The organism is Ruegeria sp. CK1 (assembly GCF_056536545.1).
On sequence record NZ_JBQFPX010000001.1, the window covers coordinates 211,919 to 230,144 of the forward strand.

An 18,226-nucleotide genomic window follows, 5' to 3' on the forward strand; every position below is an offset into this window, starting at 1 on the left:
GCTTCAACTTAGCATCGGCTATGTAAAAGTTCATGGACTGGTTTCAGGAAATTGACGGCTATTGCGAGCGTTTGACGCCCGCCTATTGGGCCGAGCCAATCAATGCGGTGACAAATGCAGCGTTTCTGATCGCTGCCTTTATCATGTGGCGGCGGGTGCGTGGGCAGGGGCTACCACTGGCCATGGCATTGGTGGTTATTCTGACTGCTATCGGCGTCGGCAGCTATTTATTTCATACCCATGCGCAGGTCTGGGCAGCGATGGCGGATGTCGTGCCGATCCTGTTGTATATTCTGGTCTACATCTTCGCGATCAACCGCGATGTTTGGCAGATGAGGCCTCTGCCGGCCACGTTCTTAACGGGCTTGTTCATCCCCTACGCCGCAGCGACGATTCCGCTGTTTCAATTCGTATCAGGTTTGGGCGGGTCAGCGGCCTACGCGCCGGTGCCACTACTGATCCTGATTTACGCGGTTCTGTTGCGCCAGCGCGTGCCGGATACCGCCCGAGGTCTGGCGATCGGAGCGATGATTCTGATCGCTTCGATCACCTTTCGCGCGTTGGACGAGCCCATTTGCACGCATGTGCCGCTGGGTACGCATTTCATGTGGCACATCTTGAACGCCACTATGCTGGGCTGGATGATCGAGGTTTATCGCAGGCACATGATCCGCGCGAATTAATCCTGAAACGCGGCGGCCAAGTGTTCGGGAAGATCGAACTCTGTCAACACTCTTGCTCTGCCCTCGGCCGACATCTTGCGCGCAGTTTTCTCTACTATGTTTTGGATTTTTCCAGCTGAGTGTTTTTCCGCGAATGGCGCAAAATACCATTTCAGGAACACGAAACAGATGACATCTTCCAATGCCTGAACTTCAGCATCGCGCTTGATACCTTGCTTGCGCAACATACGCCCTACGGCTTCGGCTTCATCCGAACTGTAACCGGATTCTGCCATCATCGACATGACAACTTCGGCGTGGTGCACCCCTTGCGCTTTGCGCCACGCCAGATAACCGGCACGGCCTTCGGGGTATTCACTGCGCGCTAGCTTCCAGCGTTCTACATGCTGCCCACGCGCAGCTATTTGCAGAGTGTCAGAAGCGTCAGGAAACAGCCTGTCCAACTCGGCGCTCATCCGTTGGCCGTAAAGCAATTCAACGGGCTGGCCGCCTTCGTTGTTAGGGTCTTGCTGGTTGGCCGCATCTATTGCGTCCAGTACCGCTTGCTTGCGTGCGCTCATGTTCCGCTCCGTTGGCTTGCCGGATCTGAAATGCTGCCCGGCGGGTTCGTTCATACCATCGTAGCGATTGGATAATGTGGATGCAGCAGTCAAATGCATCCTGGCCGGGCCGATAGGGGGGATTCTGGCCCGGCCGCAAACGTCATCTTATTTGCTGGGGTTGGTATTGCCGCGGGTCACGGGCTCTTGATCCGGCTCAGGGTAGGTCAGGTTCGGGATCAGGGTGTGAGTGCTGAGGCTGAACGCCATGGCCGGGGTGCTTAGAACGGTTGCGGTAAGAAGGGCTGCAGTGATGAAAGTTTTCATGTCAGTCTCCAGTGATTGGCTTTGACGTGATTATGAAATGAACCGCACAGTTTAGTTTTTCAAGGCGCGAAATGAACTAATCAGTTTACTTCTGCGCATACCGGATATTCAGTTTTGAATAGCATGGCCAGACCTTGAGGGTGGAACGTCGGCACATAGGCTCCATGGCGCTCTTGCGACTGCGGCACCAGACAGGTAAACGCCCCCTAAAGCATATGAGGTTTTCCGATGTCGATAGACCAAAGCACTGCCGCCAAGGTGGCCAAACTGGCCCGGATCAAGGTCGAGGATGACGCGCTGCCTGCGCTCGCGTCCGAATTCAACACCATACTTGGTTTCATCGAACAACTGAACGAAGTGGATGTCGAAGGCGTCGAGCCGATGGTTTCGGTCGAGCCGATGCGCCTGAAGCGTCGTGAAGACGTGGTCACCGACGGAAACCAGCAGGACAAGGTTCTGGCCAATGCCCCCGACGCGCGCGAAGGCTTTTTCGCAGTCCCCAAAGTGGTGGAGTAAGACATGAGCGATCTGAACAAACTGGGGCTGGCCGAGGCCCGCGACGCGCTGCGTAAGGGTGAAGTGACCTCGGTCGAGCTGACCGAATCCTGCCTGAAGGCCATTGACGACGCCGACGCGTTGAACGCTTTTGTCCACAAGACGCCCGAGATTGCTGTGGAACGCGCCAAGGCGGCGGATGAGCGGATCAAAGGCGGCGACGCGCCATCGATGTGCGGTCTGCCAATCGGCATCAAGGATCTGTTCTGCACCAAGGGTGTGCCCTCGCAGGCGGCCTCAAAAATTCTGGAAGGCTTCAAGCCGGAATACGAATCCACCGTGTCGCAGCAACTGGCCGATGCTGGTGCCGTGATGCTGGGCAAGTTGAACATGGACGAATTCGCCATGGGCTCGTCCAACGAAACCTCGACCTATGGCAACGCAGTCAGCCCCTGGCGGCGCGGCAATGATGACGCTCAGTTGACACCGGGCGGCTCGTCGGGCGGGTCGGCTTCGGCCGTGTCCGCCGACCTGTGTTTGGCTGCGACCGGTACTGACACCGGCGGCTCGATCCGCCAGCCTGCCGCGTTCACTGGCATCACCGGGATCAAGCCGACCTATGGCCGTTGCTCGCGCTGGGGCATCGTGGCGTTTGCGTCTTCGCTGGATCAAGCCGGTCCAATGACCAAGAATGTACGCGACGCAGCGATCATGCTTGAAACCATGTGCGGCCACGACCCAAAGGATTCGACCAGCGCCGAACTGGCTGTACCGAATTTCGAGGCAATGCTGACCGGCGACATCAAAGGTAAGAAGATCGGTATTCCTAAAGAATACCGTATGGATGGTATGCCCGCCGAGATCGAAAAACTTTGGTCCGACGGCACGGTAATGCTGAAAGACGCAGGTGCCGAGATTGTAGATATCTCGCTGCCGCATACCAAATACGCGCTGCCAGCATATTATGTGATTGCCCCAGCCGAGGCGTCCTCGAACCTCGCGCGCTATGACGGCGTCCGTTATGGCCGCCGCGCGCAGCTGGCGCAGGGCGACGGCATCACCGAGATGTACGAAAAGACCCGCGCCGAGGGCTTTGGCCACGAAGTGCAGCGTCGTGTCATGATCGGTACTTATGTGCTGTCGGCAGGCTTCTACGACGCATATTACAACCGTGCGCGCAAAGTTCGTACCTTGATCAAGAAAGACTTCGAAGATGTCTTCGCGGCGGGTGTTGACGCTATCCTGACCCCTGCAACGCCGTCGGCGTCGTTCGGTCTGGGTGAGATGACCGAAGCTGACCCAGTGCAAATGTACCTGAATGACGTCTTCACCGTAACAGTGAACCTTGCAGGTTTGCCGGGTATCTCAGTGCCCGCAGGTCAGGATAAGCAAGGCTTGCCGCTTGGTCTGCAATTGATTGGACGTCCGTGGGAAGAAGGCGATCTGCTCAACACCGCCTACGCTTTGGAAAACGCCGCTGGTTTTGTGGCCAAGCCGGGCAAATGGTGGTAATCCTCAGTTCAAGCAGAGTATCGACAGACGGAGCAGCAGGATGCGCTTTTCGCTTCTGATCCCCGCAATCGGATTGATGGCCGCCTGTAATTCGGTGGGCACTGTGGGTGGCACAGATTTCAATACGCCGACCTATCAAGCGCAACGCGAAGCGCAACTCTCGGGGCAGGGTCAAACTGGAAACCCATTGCTTGGCCCGGACGAAGTCTCCGAGCAAGAGCTCGGGGCACCGGGTGAGGTCGCCCCTTTGCCGACGGGCGACAGTGCTGACCTAGCTGCGGCAACAGCCGCTGCGCTGGCCATAACGTCCGGTGAAAACACGATCACACCTGCGCCATCGCCCGTTGAAGATCCGATCAACAACGGGATTTCGGACGAACAGGATTTCGAAGCTGTCTCTGGCCGCCGCAGCATCGAGGATGATGCGGCGCTGGTTGAACAGAATCGCCAAACCTACGAAGTGGTAGCACCCACTGCTGTTCCTCAACGCGGTACGGATGGGCAACCCAATATCGTACAATACGCGCTGAACACATCAAATCCCGTTGGGACTCAGCTCTATAGTCGTTCGGGATTCAACCTAGAGGCCAAAGCACAGCGCAACTGTGCACAGTTCCCATCTTCAGATCAGGCTCAGATCGAGTTTCTGGCGAATGGCGGTCCCCAGCGTGATCGCAAGGGTCTTGACCCGGATGGTGACGGCTACGCCTGCAACTGGGATCCAAGCGCGTTCCGCAGTGCCGTTAATAACTGAACCGCTGACACCAATCTGGCATCCGTCGCCCAATTTCGGCGAACGAAGGGACGGTTTGACACCTTCCCTAATTGTCTTGCACTACACAGCCATGGATAGCGCTCAGGCCGCACTAGATCGGCTGTGCGATCCCAAGCATGAGGTTTCTGCACATTACCTGATTGGCTCAGACGGTATGCTTTGGCAGATGGTTAGTGAAGACCACCGAGCCTGGCATGCCGGTGCAGGGGAGTGGCGCGGTCAGACTGACATTAACTCACGTTCCATTGGGATTGAACTGGACAACACTGGGTCACATCCCTTCGCTGAACCACAGTTGGCGGTACTGGAAACGCTGCTGCGACAAATCTCGGAACGCTGGTCGCTTTCCCCTGAAAATGTCATTGGACATTCCGACATGGCACCGGGCCGTAAATCCGATCCTGGGCCCCGGTTTCCTTGGCAACGGTTGGAACATCTGCGACTTGCTGGCCCACGCAGTCGGGGTGCACCGCAGAGGGCGCAGATGGATACCTTCCGTGCCATGGCGCAATCCGCAGGTTACACTTCCGAAACGGACGACGAGACCCTGCTCGCAGCCGTGCGTCTCAGATACCGTCCTTGGGGAAAAGGGCCGCTGGAGTCGGCAGATATTGCACCACTGGCCAAGTAAACTCGATCCGCGCTTCATCTGGCTGAAAATATCCCGGGGTTGAATTGGCCGAAGGCCAAGAAGGGGCTGGCCCCTTCTTGCTCCATACGCCCTTGACGCCGACGGGCCCAAAGCATACCCACCCGAATGCGCGGAGGGCCGGATGGCCGCTGGGGCTTTCGAGCCCGAGAGGAAAGTCCGGACTCCACAAGACAACGGTGCCGGGTAACGCCCGGGCGGGGCAACCCGACGGAAAGCGCCACAGAAATCAGACCGCCCAGAACTTTGGTTCAGGGTAAGGGTGAAACGGTGGGGTAAGAGCCCACCGCGCTGCTGGCAACAGCGGCGGCACGGCAAGCCCCACCGGGAGCAATGCCAAATAGGGTCCCCGCGCGGGCCGGTCGGCGTCAGCCGATACCGCCGCTAAGCGCGTCTTGGCCGAGAGGGACCGGGTTGGCAGCTTGAGCCGCGCAGCAATGCACGGCCTAGAGGAATGGTCATCGAAGGGGGTAACCCCGGAACAAGATCCGGCTTACAGGCCCTCCGCGCGTATATTCTGATTAGTTCCCCGGAGGTGCATAGGCGCCTGTTAACTTGGCGGCCTTTTTCGTAATAGCTACGAAATCTTTTGCCTTCCAAGCCTGAACCGTTTGAACGTTTGACACTGCGCCCGACGCGGCGACGGCCATACTAATTGAGACTGCATCGGTACTGTCGGGCGCTTCGCTTATGACTAAAACGTCATTGTCCCCCGTGGTCATGTAGAAAGCCACCAGCTTGCCACCTGCTTTTTTCAGCAATGCCCTGACTGCGCTTGTACGGTCCGCAGGTTTTTTCAGCATGCCTTTGATGCCCGCCTGAGAATAGGATGCGTAGGTTATAAAAGTTGGCATTTGAACCTCCTTTAATTTTTGATGCAGGACTCACAAATTGGCCGGTCCTTTGGCCTTCACTTGCGCGTCAGCCCGCTATCGCCGCTGGGGCAACAACAAACCAAACGCCGGTGACAATCAGTGCTAAACCGCTAAGGGGAACAAGCCACCGCGCCCGCGGTAACAGCTTTTCCAGGGCAACATAGAGGGCGACGCCGACAATCCAATACAGGTTCATAACACCGCCCACGAACAGCAACAGCATCAGGGCCCAGCAGCAGCCGAGGCAGAAAGCTCCGTGGATTGCGCCGACGCGAAATGCGCCATAAGCGCCTGGACGGATATGTTCGGCGAGGAACTGAGCAGGGCTTCTGCAATGGCGCAGGCATGCGGATTTCAGGTTGGACAGCTGATACAGTCCCGCCGCAATCAGAACACTGCCGGCAAAGGCCTTGGACCGGATCGTCATCATTGGTCCATCTGACAACCCGATCAGTTCAAGACCCCATTGCGCACCTGTCGCAACGGCACTGAATATCGCCCATGTAACCAGGTAACCGACCAAGAAAAACAGGCTGAGTCTGGATGCGCGGTCTTTGTCTGGTCCCATCCGCTTGATGGCGGTGAACAACAACACCGTGGGTGCAGCGCTTGGCGTCATCATCGCGATCATCATGACCCACCACATCAGGAAAATCAGGACAGCGTAAGCGGGAGTCCATCGGATCTCACCACCCATTCGCATCGGTTCGCCTATTGGGCCAGCCATGCGGGTCATGTCGATTGCAGACATATTCATGCCAATTCCGGCAACGGTATACCAAGACGCGCCGAGAACAATCAGCAGCACGCAGAACAGAACGATACCGCGATCACGCCGCAGTACCCGATCCACCACACCCTGATCGGGAGGAATCGTGGCCATTTTGACCTCCGGTTACGCGCCCAGGACGCCGTGGCCCGAGATGTTGAGATGCGCCAGATGCGCGTGAGTCGCTTCAAAGGTCAGGCTTATCGCACCACCGGTGGTTTTGGCGCTCCCTGAGGCGGCTTCCGCGTGCCGATATTCAAATCCGTTTGGCAATTGGATTGAGGCCCGGTGGGGCGCTCCAGAGACAATGTGCGGTATCGGATTCACCTCTACGTCAAAAACGCCAGAGACCTTAGCATACCCCGTACGTTCGTCGCGGTCCCAGTCCAACTCAATCGAGGCGTACAGAGTTTCGTACTTCGTAGGTGCCATAGCGCTGTAGACGTACCACATGGTTGCCATCTCATCGGTGTCTTCCCCGGTCATGATGGCCTGAATGGCAGCTCTTTGATCGGCGGATGCGCTCTCGTCTATGATCAATTGCATTTGGCCGTTACCTTCGTGAATTGGCCCGGGCCAATGATAAACACCTGCCGCGCGTAGTCCGGCAAGATCGGTGTCTCCGTAGTTTCCAGACTTGATGTCGAAAACGACGACAGCCTCACAGTTGCCATGGCTAGGAAGAACGCTGAACTGGCAAGGGCACCCGAAATTACAGTTGCAGTTCGCCAGCTCTTCGCCCTGAAGTTTCCATTCTGTCATGATAGCCCCCAAAAAAACATGCAGTAAAACTCTGCTGACAGAGTGCTCCGCCTGTTCCTTGAGCCTCAGAAATCGAGCCTGGTGCCGGCTTTCTTGTTGGATCCAATAGCGAGACTTTATCACAGAACCGTGAGCGCTCCAAACTAGGGTAGGGACGACGTCAGGTTTTGTACGCTTAAAAGGCGGATTCTGGTTGACTCGGTCGCGCGACCGGGTAAAAGCGCACGCTCATAGGAATTCAACCGAAAGGCCCCTGCCTTTCCGGACGCAGGAGATAACCATGGCGAAGCCGACGACAATCAAGATCCGTCTGAACTCGACCGCGGGCACGGGCCACTTCTACGTGACCAAAAAGAACGCTCGCACCATGACCGAGAAAATGACCATTCGTAAATACGATCCGGTCGTTCGGAAGCATGTCGAGTACAAGGAAGGCAAGATTAAATAATCTGCCCTTCAATTTGGACAATTTCAAAGGGTTCTGCCGCGGCAGGGCCCTTTTTCGTTGTCCATTTTTCTAGGGAAAAGACATCACGCTTGTTTTTGGTACGTTGCAACGAAGCATCAGCAGCCAAAGCAATCTAATCTGTGACGGGTTGCTTTTTCGAATGGCTTACCCCTACGCTTCAACAAACCGATCCAAAATGTTGGCCATCATGAAAAAAATCTTGTTATCCACAATAACTGTACTGGCCCTCGCGGCCTGCGAAGACCCCTATAACCGGGAAGGTATCGGGTTTACCGGGATAGATGGTGAACCCCAGGGCTTTTCGGACGTTCCGGGTGCAGTAGGCATTCTTCCCCCTGCGACGAATGTGCCGGCAGAGCTGGCCGTTCTCCCCACGGTTCCAGTTACAACTGACGCGACCGATCCCGAACAGATTGCCCGGGTCGCAATCGACAACGGAGGACGCAGCGATACTAACTCGGTTGTTCTGACCGGGCTGGATACAAATCTGTTTCTGAGTACGGTTAGCGTGAATGGCAGCCTCTACGGTGTTCTGCGTACCGAGAACAACTCGACGCGCATCGACAACGGTGTGGGCGCAAGATTTGGCCAAAACGTTGAGCAGTTCACAGGCTGCCTACCAGCAGGTGACGTTTACCGCAAAGGTTCTTCCAGTAGGAGTTCGGGCTTTGCTATCGCGCTGAATTGCAGCTGAACCAGCTCGATTTAATGCTTTCAAGGCCTCGTCTTTTCGACGGGGCCTTTCTCTTTTTTGAGATGTTGAGACGGAGTTGAATCGGGAGAGCAACGCAAAGGTGGCTGGCAACAAAAAAGGGCGGGTCGTTTCCGACCCGCCCCGTTTGTTCAGAATAGCGATGTTCCGCGTTATTCTTGCTGACCCATGAACATCAGCAGGAACTGGAACATGTTCAGGAACGAGATGTACAGGCTCAGCGCACCGTCAATCGCCGCTTTATCCAGCCATTCCTGATCGCCATGAGTTGCGTGTGCAACGTAGGTGTTCTTGATGTCCTGAGTGTAGAATGCGGTCAGGCCAGCAAAGATCAGAAGGCCAATAGCCGAGATTGCCAGCATCATTGGTCCCGACTGCAGGAACAGGTTGATCACCATTGCCACCAACAGACCGATCACACCCATGATCAGGAAGGTACCCATGCCGCTCAGGTCACGCTTGGTGGTGTAGCCGAACAGGCTCAGACCAGCGAATGCGATAGCAGTCACCAGGAAGGTCTGCGTGATCGAGTAGGGGGTGTAGATCATAAAGATCGAACTCATCGACACGCCCATTACAGCGGCAAAGACGAAAAAACCCAGTTGTACTGCGGCGGCGGAACCGCGACGCATCAGTGCACCCCAGCCAAACAGCAAGAAGGCGAGCGGTGCGAACATGACGATCCACTTCAGTGGCGACAGGAACAGTGCACCACCCAAGCTTGTCAGGTAACGATCAGTACTGATCTGAGCCACGGCATTGGCTGGGTCGGACGTTACAGCAAGACCAGCAATCGCCCACGCAGCGAGCGCAGTGATCAGCATGCCTACGGACATTGTGCCGTAGACTTTATTCATATGGGCGCGTAGGCCCTCATGGATCTCGGCAGCGCGCGCGCCGGCCGCCGTCCGGATCGTGTCAAATTGTGCCATTAAGGGTCTCCCTTCACATAATTCTTGTCGTGGTCCGAAAATCAGACCCCGTTCCTCGCAAATATCGGCAACTACGGGCCGTGTTTCAAGGTTTTAGAGACGGAAACCGGTGAAAACTCGCAACAAAAATGGCGACCTGCGGCAGCGGGTCGCCATTCAATAGGAAAAGATTCATTTCAAAGTCACTTTTGCCAGAATTCCGGAGCGTCCCAAAGCGGCCGGGCGGCCTCGGCTTCTGCCTGTTCGCGGGTGATTCCGATATCCTCGAGCGCACGAGCGTCCAGCTTTGCAAGGGTGCAGCGCTGACGGTGTAAAGACAGCGCATTTCGTAACATTGTCAGGCCAAAGCGGCGGCGCGGCTGGCAGGTGCTATGAAGGGCTATTTGGGTCATAATCTTTGTTCTTTCTTCGGTTTTCGATGATTTCTTCGCCTCTCATCAGGTTCCTTGATTTATATGGCATGGTATGACACATTTTAAAAATGAATGTTTTTGAAGGGAACCATAAGGAATCGTGAAGATGCGTAATTTGGACGTTACAACCTTGCGGTCGTTTGTGGCGGTGGCAGATCAGGGCGGCGTTACGCGAGCTGCTGGTTTTCTGCACCTGACCCAATCCGCCGTTTCGATGCAGTTGAAGCGGCTTGAGGAACTGCTAGGCTTGGAACTTTTGGACCGAAGCGGCCGGACCATTGCGCTGACCGCATCTGGTGAGCAGCTGTTGGCCTATGCGCGTCGTATGATCGCGCTAAATGACGAGGTGATTTCGAAACTCACCGATCAGGCTTTTGAAGGCGAGGTGGTTCTTGGCGTTCCACATGACATTGTCTATCCGGCGATTCCGCGTGTTCTGCAGCGCTTCAACGTAGATTTCCCACGGGTCCGGGTGCAACTGGTGTCGTCATACACGATGCAGCTTAAGGAAATGTTCAAACGCGGCGAGTGTGATTTGATCCTGACAACTGAGGCGAACGCGGACGGAGGGGCGGAAACCATCGCCGAGCTACCGCTACGTTGGATCGGTGCGCCCGGTGGGTCCGCTTGGCGCAAGCGGCCGATTCCCATTGCCCTAGGCCGCCGTTGCATGTTCCGGCCGCAAGTCATCGCGGCATTGGATGAGGCGGGTATCCCTTGGGAACTGTCGGTTGAATCCGAAAATGACCGCACGATCGAGGCGACCGTCGCTGCCGACTTGGCAGTTCACGCTATGCTTGACGGAACCGAGGCAGCGCACCTGTCTCAAATCGACGATGGCGGCGTGCTGCCCGAACTGCCCGCGCATATGATCAATCTTTATGGCGGTGAACCTGGACGTGGCCCGCTTGTCGAAGCGCTGGCAGCCTTGGTCCGTCAAAATTTCCTGATGCTTGGCAGCGCGCCTTTGAAGGCAGTCGTTGGTTAGGGTGTAATAACGACCTTGCCGGTCGCCGTACGGTCGCGCAGCAATTGCAGACCTTTCTCGGCGTCCGGCAGGGGCAGTACATGGCTTATGTGTGGCTTGATCCGCCCTTCGGCACACCAACGGAACAATGTTTCAAAGCTGTCCCGCACGATCTGCGGACGAAAACTCAGGTAGCCACCGATATAAAAGCCGATGACGGTCAAGTTTTTGACAAGCAGGTGGTTTGCAGGGATCTGCGGTACGTCTCCGCCAGCAAAGCCGATGGGCAACAGACGGCCTTCGGGGTTTGTTGCGCGGAAAGCCGCTTTGAACACATCCCCTCCGATGGCGTCATAAACAACGTCCGCTCCACCCAACTCCTTCACACGTGTTCGTAAGTCTTCGGATGCATCAATCAAGTGATCCGCACCTGCGGATTCAGCAACGGCCAGTTTTTCTGCGCCCCGGGCTTGGGCAATAACAGTCGCACCCATCAGCTTGCCGATCTCTACCGCTGTCAGGCCAACGCCGCCCGCTGCTCCTGTGACCAGAAGGGTTTCGCCGGGTTGCAGGCGGGCGCGATGGTCCAGCGCGATGTGACTGGTGCCATAGGCGATCTGTATGGCAGCGGCGTCCTCGAAGCTGACCGACTCTGGCAGCAAAATCGCGCGTTCAGCGTCAAATACGCCAAATTCGGCAAGACCGCCCTGACCGGAATACACGGCAATGCGGTCCCCTGGCACCAAGTGTGTGACACCGGGGCCGATTTCATCAACTATCCCTGCAATTTCCATACCTTGAGTGAACGGCGCAGGTGGTGTGTCTTGGTAGGTTCCTTTCTGCATCAGCAGATCGGCGAAATTCAAACCACAGGCTTTTATTGCAACGCGGACTTGCCCCTCTTGCGGATGTGGTACGTCGATATTGCATATCTGGGCCGCTGCGCCCTTAGCTTGAATTCTATAGGCCAGCATGGTCGCACTCCTGTGGTTGTTTACATAGGTTCGCGCTGACTGGAATTTGTCAATCTTTTACCTCGTCGCGGCCGCAAGAGTTGTGGCGTGAGCAGGAATTTACCCAGTGTTAAGTGCGTGTAATGGATCGAAAGGGCACAACCTTAATCCTTTACCTAGCAAAACTGATTCAACCTTCTTGAAAAAAAGCCCGAAAAGCGCGATATTGTCTCTGGTGCTGATTTGGGGGCTTCGTCCTGATTAGGGAGTGGTTAAGGGCGTCTCGCTAGTGTTGCGGTAGAATTAATACGTCGCGCACCTGAATTAGTTGTGTGTGTGTAGTAGAGGAGAATACCAATGACCCATCACGTCGATGTCCATGTGGGGAAGCGCGTCAGACATCGCCGCTGGCTGATTGGCATGACCCAACAGCAGTTGGCGCAACAAGTTGGTATTAAGTTTCAACAAATCCAAAAATACGAAACGGGGGCCAACCGGATCAGCGCGTCGCGTCTTTGGGACATCGCCGAGGCATTGGATGTGCCTGTCAGCTTTTTCTTCGAGGGTCTTGAAGAGTCCGAGAAAGAAGACACTAGCAAAAAATCGGTACCTGCCGATTTGATGGGGGACAAGGAAGCCTTGGATCTGGTTCGGTCCTACTATGCGATTCCTGAAAACCAGCGCCGCCGTCTGTTTGAACTCGCCCGCGTGCTGAGCGACGTCGCCTAAGCAAACGGGGTTGACTCTGGCACTCGCTGACCGCACGGGTAGCGAATGCAAGAGACTTCTTTAAGCGATCTGGAAGTAGCCGAAAAAATGGCCGACGCGGCGCGTGCGGTCATTCTTCCTCTTTTCAGACAACCGAACCTTGAGACATCCAACAAGCTGACCGAAGGCTTTGATCCAGTCACCATCGCCGACCGGAATGCTGAAAAAGCGATGCGAGAAGTCCTAGCCAAACATCGGCCTGATGATGGGATATTTGGCGAGGAATTCGGTAAAGATCAGGGGACGAGCGGGCGAACATGGGTATTAGACCCAATTGACGGCACGCGCGGTTTCATCAGTGGCACGCCCACTTGGGGCGTTTTGATCGCTCTCAGCAATGAGGACGGTCCGATGTTGGGCGTTATTGACCAGCCTTATATAAGTGAGCGGTTCGTAGGATCGGTGGATATTGCGCAGTCGACTGGTCCGACCGGTTCGTGGCAATTAAAGACCCGTTCCACTTCCAATCTGGATCAGGCAATTCTGTTCACCACTTTTCCTGAGATCGGTACTTTGGACGAAAGGGAAGGTTTTGAGTCCGTGGCCAAGCACGTGCGGTTAACGCGCTATGGTATGGACTGCTACGCTTATGCGCTTCTGGCGGCGGGGCAAATAGACTTGGTAATTGAGGCCGGGTTGAACGCTTATGATATTCAAGCGCCGATTGCAGTCATCGAGGCTGCCGGAGGTATCGTAACCAATTGGCAGGGCGATCCTGTCCACGAAGGCGGTCGGGTTTTGGCGGCAGCGAATGCGGATTTGCACGCGGCGGCCTTAGAGCATTTGCGCAAGTATTGATATCGGTTGTCGAGGGCCGATTGGTCGGGTAAACTTTTCATAGCTGGTTCTTGTGCCCGTTTTCCGCCAGCGCTTGCCTTCTTGCACGAAACGGGTGGATGCAAGAGGGTGAAATGACTGAAATCCTGATCAAAAACGCTGATACCATCCTGACCATGGACGACACCCGCCGTGAGCTTTCTGGCGCAGATATACTGATCCGCGGCGGGCAGATCGAAAAGATTGGCCAAGGGTTGCAAACAACCGGAGAGGTTCATGATGCATCCGGCTGTGTTGTAACGCCGGGCTTGGTGAACACTCATCATCACCTTTACCAAACTCTGACGCGCGCGGTGCCTGGCGGGCAGGATGCTTTGTTGTTCGGCTGGCTTAAGACACTCTATCCCATTTGGTCTCGGTTCGGGCCAGAGGAGATGTTTGTCTCGGCCCAGATCGGGTTGGCCGAATTGGCCTTGTCTGGTTGCACACTGAGTTCAGACCATCTGTATCTTTACCCTAACGGTGCCCGGTTGGACGACACGATCGCGGCCGCGGCAGAGATTGGTCTGCGATTTCACCCTACTCGGGGCGCAATGAGCATCGGGGAAAGCGACGGCGGTTTGCCGCCGGATGCTTTGGTAGAACGGGAAAGGGCGATTCTCGACGACATGATCCGTGTGGTCGATGCGTTCCATGATCCGTCCGAAGGGTCGATGTGCCGTGTCGGGTTGGCGCCCTGTTCGCCATTTTCGGTCAGCCGCGAATTGATGCGCGATACGGCTGTGCTGGCGCGGGACAAGGGCGTTATGTTGCACACCCATTTGGCGGAAAACGATGAGGATATCGCCTATTCACAGGCCCAGTTTGGCTGTCGCCCCGGTCAGTACGCCGAGGAATTGGGGTGGACGGGTTCAGACGTTTGGCACGCCCATTGCGTCAAGCTGGACGGGGCCGAGATTGACCTTTTTGCAAGAACCCAGACCGGGGTTGCGCATTGCCCCTGTTCCAATTGTCGCTTGGGGTCAGGCATTGCGCCCGTGCGGGCCATGCGGGATCAGGGCGTGCCAGTTGGGCTGGGTGCGGATGGGTCGGCTAGTAATGACAACGGCTCTTTGATCCTCGAAGCGCGTCAGGCGATGCTGCTGCAACGGGTGGTGAATGGGGCTGATGCAATGTCTTCTCGTGAAACACTAGAAATTGCGACCCGGGGCGGTGCCGATGTGCTTAACCGTCCTGATTGTGGTCGTCTTGAGCCCGGCAAACGCGCCGACATTGCCATCTGGGATACGCGTTGTATTGAAAGTGCGGGCAGTTGGGACCCAGCGGCGTTGCTGCTGGCCGGGCCGATGAAAGTTAAGCATTTGTTTGTGGAAGGCCGCCAGATCGTGCGGGACGGGCATGTCACTACGTTGGACATGCCCCGCGTGATCGAGCGGCAGAACCAATTGGCCCGCGCGTTGCAAGGCTAAGGATTGACGCGCTGACCGCCAATCCAAACTTCGGCAATCGCCCGGTCGTCGCCCATCATGATTGTCGGGAAGATGGCTTCCCAAAGGTCTTCGGCGCAGGCTTCGCGCTGGGCGATAGCCGGGGTTGAGGCGAGATCGAGCACGATCAGATCAGCCTCCATCCCCGGCGCGACATTGCCAATGCTGTCGTCCAAACGCAGCGAGCGTGCCGAGCCCACAGTTCCAAGCCACAACAATTGAGCGGCGTGCAAAGGTGATCCGCGCAGCTGCCCGACTTCATAAGCCGTGGCCATGGTGTGCAGCATCGAAAAGCTGGAGCCGCCGCCTGTGTCAGTAGCCAGCCCGACCCGATGACCGTTACGCATCAGCCCGTCCATGTCGAACAGGCCCGAGCCGATAAAGGTGTTGGAGGTCGGACAGTGAATAAGTGATGCGTCAACCTCTCGCAGGCGATCGCGCTCACGCGATTCCAGATGGATGACGTGGCCGTAAACGCCATTTGATCCCAGCAGGCCAAACTTCTCATAAGTATCTAGATAGTCCCGGGCGTCGGGGAAAAGCTCGCGGACCCAGGCGATCTCATCGGTTTGCTCGCTCAGGTGCGTTTGCATCAGGCAATGCGGATGCTCTGCCCATAGTGCGCCCATTGCTTCAAGCTGCTCAGGCGTAGAAGTGGGCGAAAACCTGGGGGTGATTGCATAGGACAGGCGATCGACGCCGTGCCATTTGTCCAACAGGGCCTCGGACTGATCATAGGCTGATTGCGCCGTATCGCGCAGCCCTTCCGGGGCATTGCGGTCCATACAGGTCTTTCCTGCGACCACACGTTGATTGCGCGTTTGCGCGGCGGTGAAGAACGCATCGACGCTTTCTGGGTGGATTGTACAGAAACTGCACATTGTCGTTGTGCCATGCGCCGTCGTCAGATCCAGATACCGGTTTGCAATCTCAGTGGCATAAGAAATGTCACCGAACTTCATCTCTTCGGGAAAGGTATAGGTGTTCAGCCAGTCGATCAGGCGCTTGCCCCAACTGGCGATCATTGCAGTCTGCGGATAGTGCACATGGGCATCTACGAACCCGGCCATAATGATGTGCTTACCGTGATCTACGACTCTTGCGTCCGGGTGGGTGGCGCGCAGGTTTTCGGCATCAGCCACGGCGGAAATACGACCGTCTTCGATAAGAACAGCCTCGCTGATTTTAACGGCTTCGGTCGGCTCACCCTCGAATGGCGAGCCTGTGAAACTCAGAACACGCCCTTTCAGCAGCGTTTTGTGCGCCATTTTCATTCATCTCCGCCTGTATGGGACTGTAAAACAGCATAGGCGGGTGAAACTTGTGGGTAAATCGGCGCATTGTCATTGTTTTCCGGTAGCTGCTTCTTCTAATTAGGGGTCAATGATCGAGCGACCGGGGGCAGACATGACGACAGGCTTTGATGAACCCGTAACCGACGCCACCAGTGACGAAGACGTCTATGCACTAGATCGCCGGACCGTGGCAGCGATCCTATATGCCGTTGATGTAGATGACCGCGACAAGCTGGTCGAGCTGATGGACCCGCTGCACCCGGCTGACATTGCAGACCTTCTGGAACAGATCAACCCGTACGACCGTGCGCGCCTGATCCGCCTTTTCGGTCAGGATTTCGACGGTGATATTCTGTCGGAACTGGATGAAGCCCTGCGCGAAGAGGTTATCCATGTTCTGCATCCGGATGTTCTGGCTGATGCCGTGCGCGACATGGAAAGCGACGACGTTGTTGACCTGCTGGAAGACCTTGAGGAACCGCAGCAGGAAGCCATCCTTGATGCGCTTGACGATTCCGAGCGGATCGCAGCCGAGCAGGCGTTGTCTTATCCGGAAAACTCTGCCGGTCGTCTTATGCAACGCGAGGTCGTCATGGCACCCGAGCATTGGACGGTGGGACAGGCCATCGACTTCATGCGCGCGAATGATGATCTGCCCGAGCAGTTCTATCATGTCGTTCTGGTTGACCCTCGGCTAAAGCCAGTGGCGCAAGTCACATTGGGTAAGCTCATGGCGACGCGGCGGGAAGTGCCGCTGCACGACATCATCGAAGAGGAGTTTCACACCATCCCCGTCGATCAGGACGAGGAAGACGTGGCCTACGCCTTTAATCAGTACCACCTTATTTCTGCTCCTGTCGTCGACGCAGATGGGCGGTTGGTCGGTGTGATCACTATCGATGACGCAATGGTGGTTCTGGATGAAGAGCACGAAGAAGATATCCTGCGCCTAGCAGGGGTTAGCGACGAAAGCTCGATTTCGGACAGCGTAGCCGCGACCAGCCGACGCCGTCTGCCTTGGCTGGCCGTGAACCTGTGTACGGCGATTTGTGCCTCGCTGGTAATCTCGCAGTTTGAGGCGGCGATTGATCAACTCGTGGCGCTGGCGATCCTGATGCCGATTGTGGCCTCGATGGGAGGTAACGCAGGGACGCAATCGTTGACGGTGGCAGTGCGAGCCCTGGCGACACGTGACCTGACCGGTGCGAACGTAATGCGCGTGATCCGACGGGAATTACTGGTTGGGATGTTAAACGGCCTGTGTTTTGCTATCGTTCTGGGCACGGTGGGGATGATGTGGTTCGACTCGGCGTTGCTGGGTGTCGTGATTGGCTGCGCCTTGGTCGTGAACATGATCATCGCAGGCTTCGTTGGTACAGTAGTACCGGTGGTGCTGGACCGTCTGGGCGCTGACCCGGCGCTTGCATCCGGTACCTTTGTGACGACCACAACGGATGTCATGGGGTTCTTCCTGTTCCTTGGCCTTGCCAGCGTGGTGCTACTGTGACCGACCTGACTGAAATCAAAGCCGCTGCGCGGAAGGCGGCGTTCGCGCGCCGCAAGGCCGCCTTTGATACCCGATTACCCGGATCTGCCGGGCGGTTGTCCGAAGTACTGGCTGGACACAGGGGCGTATCGCTGTCGGGCTACATGCCGATCCGAACTGAGATCGACCCGCTGGCGGCAATGGCTGAGGCGTCGGCCTATGGCCCGGTCGGGGTACCGGTGATTCAGGCTGCTGGCCAGCCGTTAAAGTTTTCGCTCTGGACGCCCGAAGGCAAACTGAAAGACGGACCTTTCGGGGCCAAAGTGCCCGAGGTTGATGACTACTTCGACCCAGAAATCTTGATCGTGCCGCTGGTTGCTTTCGATGCGAAAGGCGGGCGGCTTGGTTACGGGGGCGGGTTCTATGACCGCACGCTGGAAGGACTACGCGCCAAACGCGCCACACTAGCGATTGGCTTTGCCTTTGACGCGCAAGAGGCTGAAGGGCTGCCGTTGGAACCCACCGATCAACCGTTGGATATGGTGATTACCGAAAGCCGGGTGTTGACGTTTTCGAACTGA

The 18,226-nt window shown here is 56.4% G+C and carries 22 protein-coding genes and 1 other RNA gene; 14 read left to right on the forward strand and 9 right to left on the reverse strand.

The genetic code is table 11. From position 1 onward, the window contains the following. Positions 1–32: 32 nt before the first annotated feature. Entirely contained in the window at positions 33–683 is a 651-nt protein-coding gene (locus ACR0L3_RS01030; protein ID WP_480742951.1) for a ceramidase domain-containing protein, read from the forward strand. Here ACR0L3_RS01030 and ACR0L3_RS01035 read toward each other — a convergent pair. Both ACR0L3_RS01035 and ACR0L3_RS01040 read right to left on the reverse strand, forming a co-directional pair. After that, positions 680–1,243, reverse strand: coding sequence for a DUF4202 domain-containing protein (locus tag ACR0L3_RS01035; RefSeq protein WP_480742953.1), 564 nt, complete (start codon positions 1,241–1,243; stop codon positions 680–682). The two genes, ACR0L3_RS01030 and ACR0L3_RS01035, sit on opposite strands and share 4 nt — an antisense overlap. A gap of 147 nt (positions 1,244–1,390) precedes the next feature. After that, positions 1,391–1,549 (reverse strand): hypothetical protein, encoded by a 159-nt coding sequence (locus tag ACR0L3_RS01040; protein ID WP_480742955.1) that lies wholly within the window; start codon positions 1,547–1,549, stop codon positions 1,391–1,393. A 228-nt stretch (positions 1,550–1,777) separates the two neighbouring features. Here ACR0L3_RS01040 and gatC point away from each other — a divergent pair, with 228 nt between their 5' ends. The 5 genes from gatC (at position 1,778) to rnpB (ending at position 5,492) form a co-directional block, all read left to right on the forward strand. Next, entirely contained in the window at positions 1,778–2,065 is a 288-nt protein-coding gene (gene gatC / locus ACR0L3_RS01045; RefSeq protein WP_170325838.1) for an Asp-tRNA(Asn)/Glu-tRNA(Gln) amidotransferase subunit GatC, read from the forward strand. A 3-nt stretch (positions 2,066–2,068) separates the two neighbouring features. Beyond that, complete coding sequence (gene gatA, locus ACR0L3_RS01050) at positions 2,069–3,556, forward strand: Asp-tRNA(Asn)/Glu-tRNA(Gln) amidotransferase subunit GatA (protein WP_480742956.1); 1,488 nt, start codon at positions 2,069–2,071, stop codon at positions 3,554–3,556. 40 nt (positions 3,557–3,596) lie between these two features. Next, positions 3,597–4,310: a hypothetical protein gene (locus ACR0L3_RS01055; RefSeq protein ID WP_480742957.1), complete on the forward strand. Its 714-nt coding sequence runs from the start codon at positions 3,597–3,599 to the stop codon at positions 4,308–4,310. Continuing rightward, positions 4,294–4,962, forward strand: coding sequence for an N-acetylmuramoyl-L-alanine amidase (locus tag ACR0L3_RS01060; RefSeq protein ID WP_480742959.1), 669 nt, complete (start codon positions 4,294–4,296; stop codon positions 4,960–4,962). The genes ACR0L3_RS01055 and ACR0L3_RS01060 overlap by 17 nt, the downstream gene beginning before the upstream one ends. 130 nt (positions 4,963–5,092) lie before the next feature. After that, positions 5,093–5,492: RNase P RNA component class A (rnpB, locus tag ACR0L3_RS01065), an RNA gene on the forward strand. A 9-nt stretch (positions 5,493–5,501) separates the two neighbouring features. On the opposite strand, the gene ACR0L3_RS01070 is transcribed toward rnpB, so the two are convergent. The 3 genes from ACR0L3_RS01070 to ACR0L3_RS01080 all read right to left on the reverse strand — a co-directional run bounded on the left by ACR0L3_RS01070 (position 5,502) and on the right by ACR0L3_RS01080 (position 7,386). After that, positions 5,502–5,834 (reverse strand): GYD domain-containing protein, encoded by a 333-nt coding sequence (locus ACR0L3_RS01070; protein WP_480742960.1) that lies wholly within the window; start codon positions 5,832–5,834, stop codon positions 5,502–5,504. A gap of 67 nt (positions 5,835–5,901) precedes the next feature. After that, on the reverse strand, positions 5,902–6,738 hold the full coding sequence (locus tag ACR0L3_RS01075; protein ID WP_480742962.1) for a DUF2182 domain-containing protein: 837 nt from the start codon (positions 6,736–6,738) through the stop codon (positions 5,902–5,904). Positions 6,739–6,750: 12 nt separating this feature from the next. Next, positions 6,751–7,386, reverse strand: a complete 636-nt coding sequence (locus ACR0L3_RS01080; RefSeq protein WP_480742963.1) for a DUF1326 domain-containing protein — start codon at positions 7,384–7,386, stop codon at positions 6,751–6,753. Positions 7,387–7,666: 280 nt separating this feature from the next. Here ACR0L3_RS01080 and rpmG point away from each other — a divergent pair, with 280 nt between their 5' ends. Further along, positions 7,667–7,834, forward strand: a complete 168-nt coding sequence (gene rpmG / locus ACR0L3_RS01085; RefSeq protein WP_037309480.1) for a 50S ribosomal protein L33 — start codon at positions 7,667–7,669, stop codon at positions 7,832–7,834. Between the two features lie 208 nt (positions 7,835–8,042). Beyond that, complete coding sequence (locus ACR0L3_RS01090) at positions 8,043–8,549, forward strand: hypothetical protein (protein WP_480742965.1); 507 nt, start codon at positions 8,043–8,045, stop codon at positions 8,547–8,549. 170 nt (positions 8,550–8,719) lie between these two features. Here the strand turns inward: ACR0L3_RS01090 and ACR0L3_RS01095 are convergent, their stop codons facing one another. Both ACR0L3_RS01095 and ACR0L3_RS01100 read right to left on the reverse strand, forming a co-directional pair. Continuing rightward, the gene (locus ACR0L3_RS01095) at positions 8,720–9,499 is read right to left on the reverse strand and encodes a Bax inhibitor-1/YccA family protein (RefSeq protein ID WP_480742966.1); all 780 of its coding nucleotides are present in this window, start codon (positions 9,497–9,499) and stop codon (positions 8,720–8,722) included. Positions 9,500–9,681: 182 nt separating this feature from the next. After that, entirely contained in the window at positions 9,682–9,891 is a 210-nt protein-coding gene (locus tag ACR0L3_RS01100) for a DUF1127 domain-containing protein (RefSeq protein WP_480742967.1), read from the reverse strand. A 127-nt stretch (positions 9,892–10,018) separates the two neighbouring features. On the opposite strand from ACR0L3_RS01100, the gene ACR0L3_RS01105 reads away from it, so the two are divergent. Next, the gene (locus ACR0L3_RS01105; protein WP_480742969.1) at positions 10,019–10,900 is read left to right on the forward strand and encodes a LysR family transcriptional regulator; all 882 of its coding nucleotides are present in this window, start codon (positions 10,019–10,021) and stop codon (positions 10,898–10,900) included. On the opposite strand, the gene ACR0L3_RS01110 is transcribed toward ACR0L3_RS01105, so the two are convergent. Then, the gene (locus ACR0L3_RS01110) at positions 10,897–11,853 is read right to left on the reverse strand and encodes an NADPH:quinone oxidoreductase family protein (RefSeq protein ID WP_480742970.1); all 957 of its coding nucleotides are present in this window, start codon (positions 11,851–11,853) and stop codon (positions 10,897–10,899) included. The genes ACR0L3_RS01105 and ACR0L3_RS01110 overlap by 4 nt on opposite strands. A 336-nt stretch (positions 11,854–12,189) precedes the next feature. Between ACR0L3_RS01110 and ACR0L3_RS01115 the strand changes: the two genes are divergently transcribed. From ACR0L3_RS01115 to ACR0L3_RS01125, 3 genes are all read left to right on the forward strand, one after another. Then, the gene (locus ACR0L3_RS01115; protein ID WP_480742971.1) at positions 12,190–12,561 is read left to right on the forward strand and encodes a helix-turn-helix domain-containing protein; all 372 of its coding nucleotides are present in this window, start codon (positions 12,190–12,192) and stop codon (positions 12,559–12,561) included. 45 nt (positions 12,562–12,606) lie between these two features. Beyond that, positions 12,607–13,398, forward strand: coding sequence for a histidinol-phosphatase (hisN, locus tag ACR0L3_RS01120; protein WP_480742972.1), 792 nt, complete (start codon positions 12,607–12,609; stop codon positions 13,396–13,398). Between the two features lie 113 nt (positions 13,399–13,511). Beyond that, positions 13,512–14,846: an 8-oxoguanine deaminase gene (locus ACR0L3_RS01125; protein WP_480742974.1), complete on the forward strand. Its 1,335-nt coding sequence runs from the start codon at positions 13,512–13,514 to the stop codon at positions 14,844–14,846. Here ACR0L3_RS01125 and guaD read toward each other — a convergent pair. Further along, positions 14,843–16,132, reverse strand: a complete 1,290-nt coding sequence (gene guaD, locus ACR0L3_RS01130) for a guanine deaminase (RefSeq protein WP_480742975.1) — start codon at positions 16,130–16,132, stop codon at positions 14,843–14,845. The genes ACR0L3_RS01125 and guaD overlap by 4 nt on opposite strands. Before the next feature lie 139 nt (positions 16,133–16,271). Here guaD and mgtE point away from each other — a divergent pair, with 139 nt between their 5' ends. Together mgtE and ACR0L3_RS01140 are read left to right on the forward strand one after the other, a co-directional pair. After that, positions 16,272–17,666: a magnesium transporter gene (mgtE, locus tag ACR0L3_RS01135; RefSeq protein WP_480742977.1), complete on the forward strand. Its 1,395-nt coding sequence runs from the start codon at positions 16,272–16,274 to the stop codon at positions 17,664–17,666. After that, positions 17,663–18,226 carry a 5-formyltetrahydrofolate cyclo-ligase gene (locus ACR0L3_RS01140; RefSeq protein WP_480742978.1) on the forward strand — a complete coding sequence of 188 codons (564 nt, stop codon included), beginning with the start codon at positions 17,663–17,665 and terminating at the stop codon, positions 18,224–18,226. Before mgtE ends, ACR0L3_RS01140 begins: the two co-directional genes overlap by 4 nt.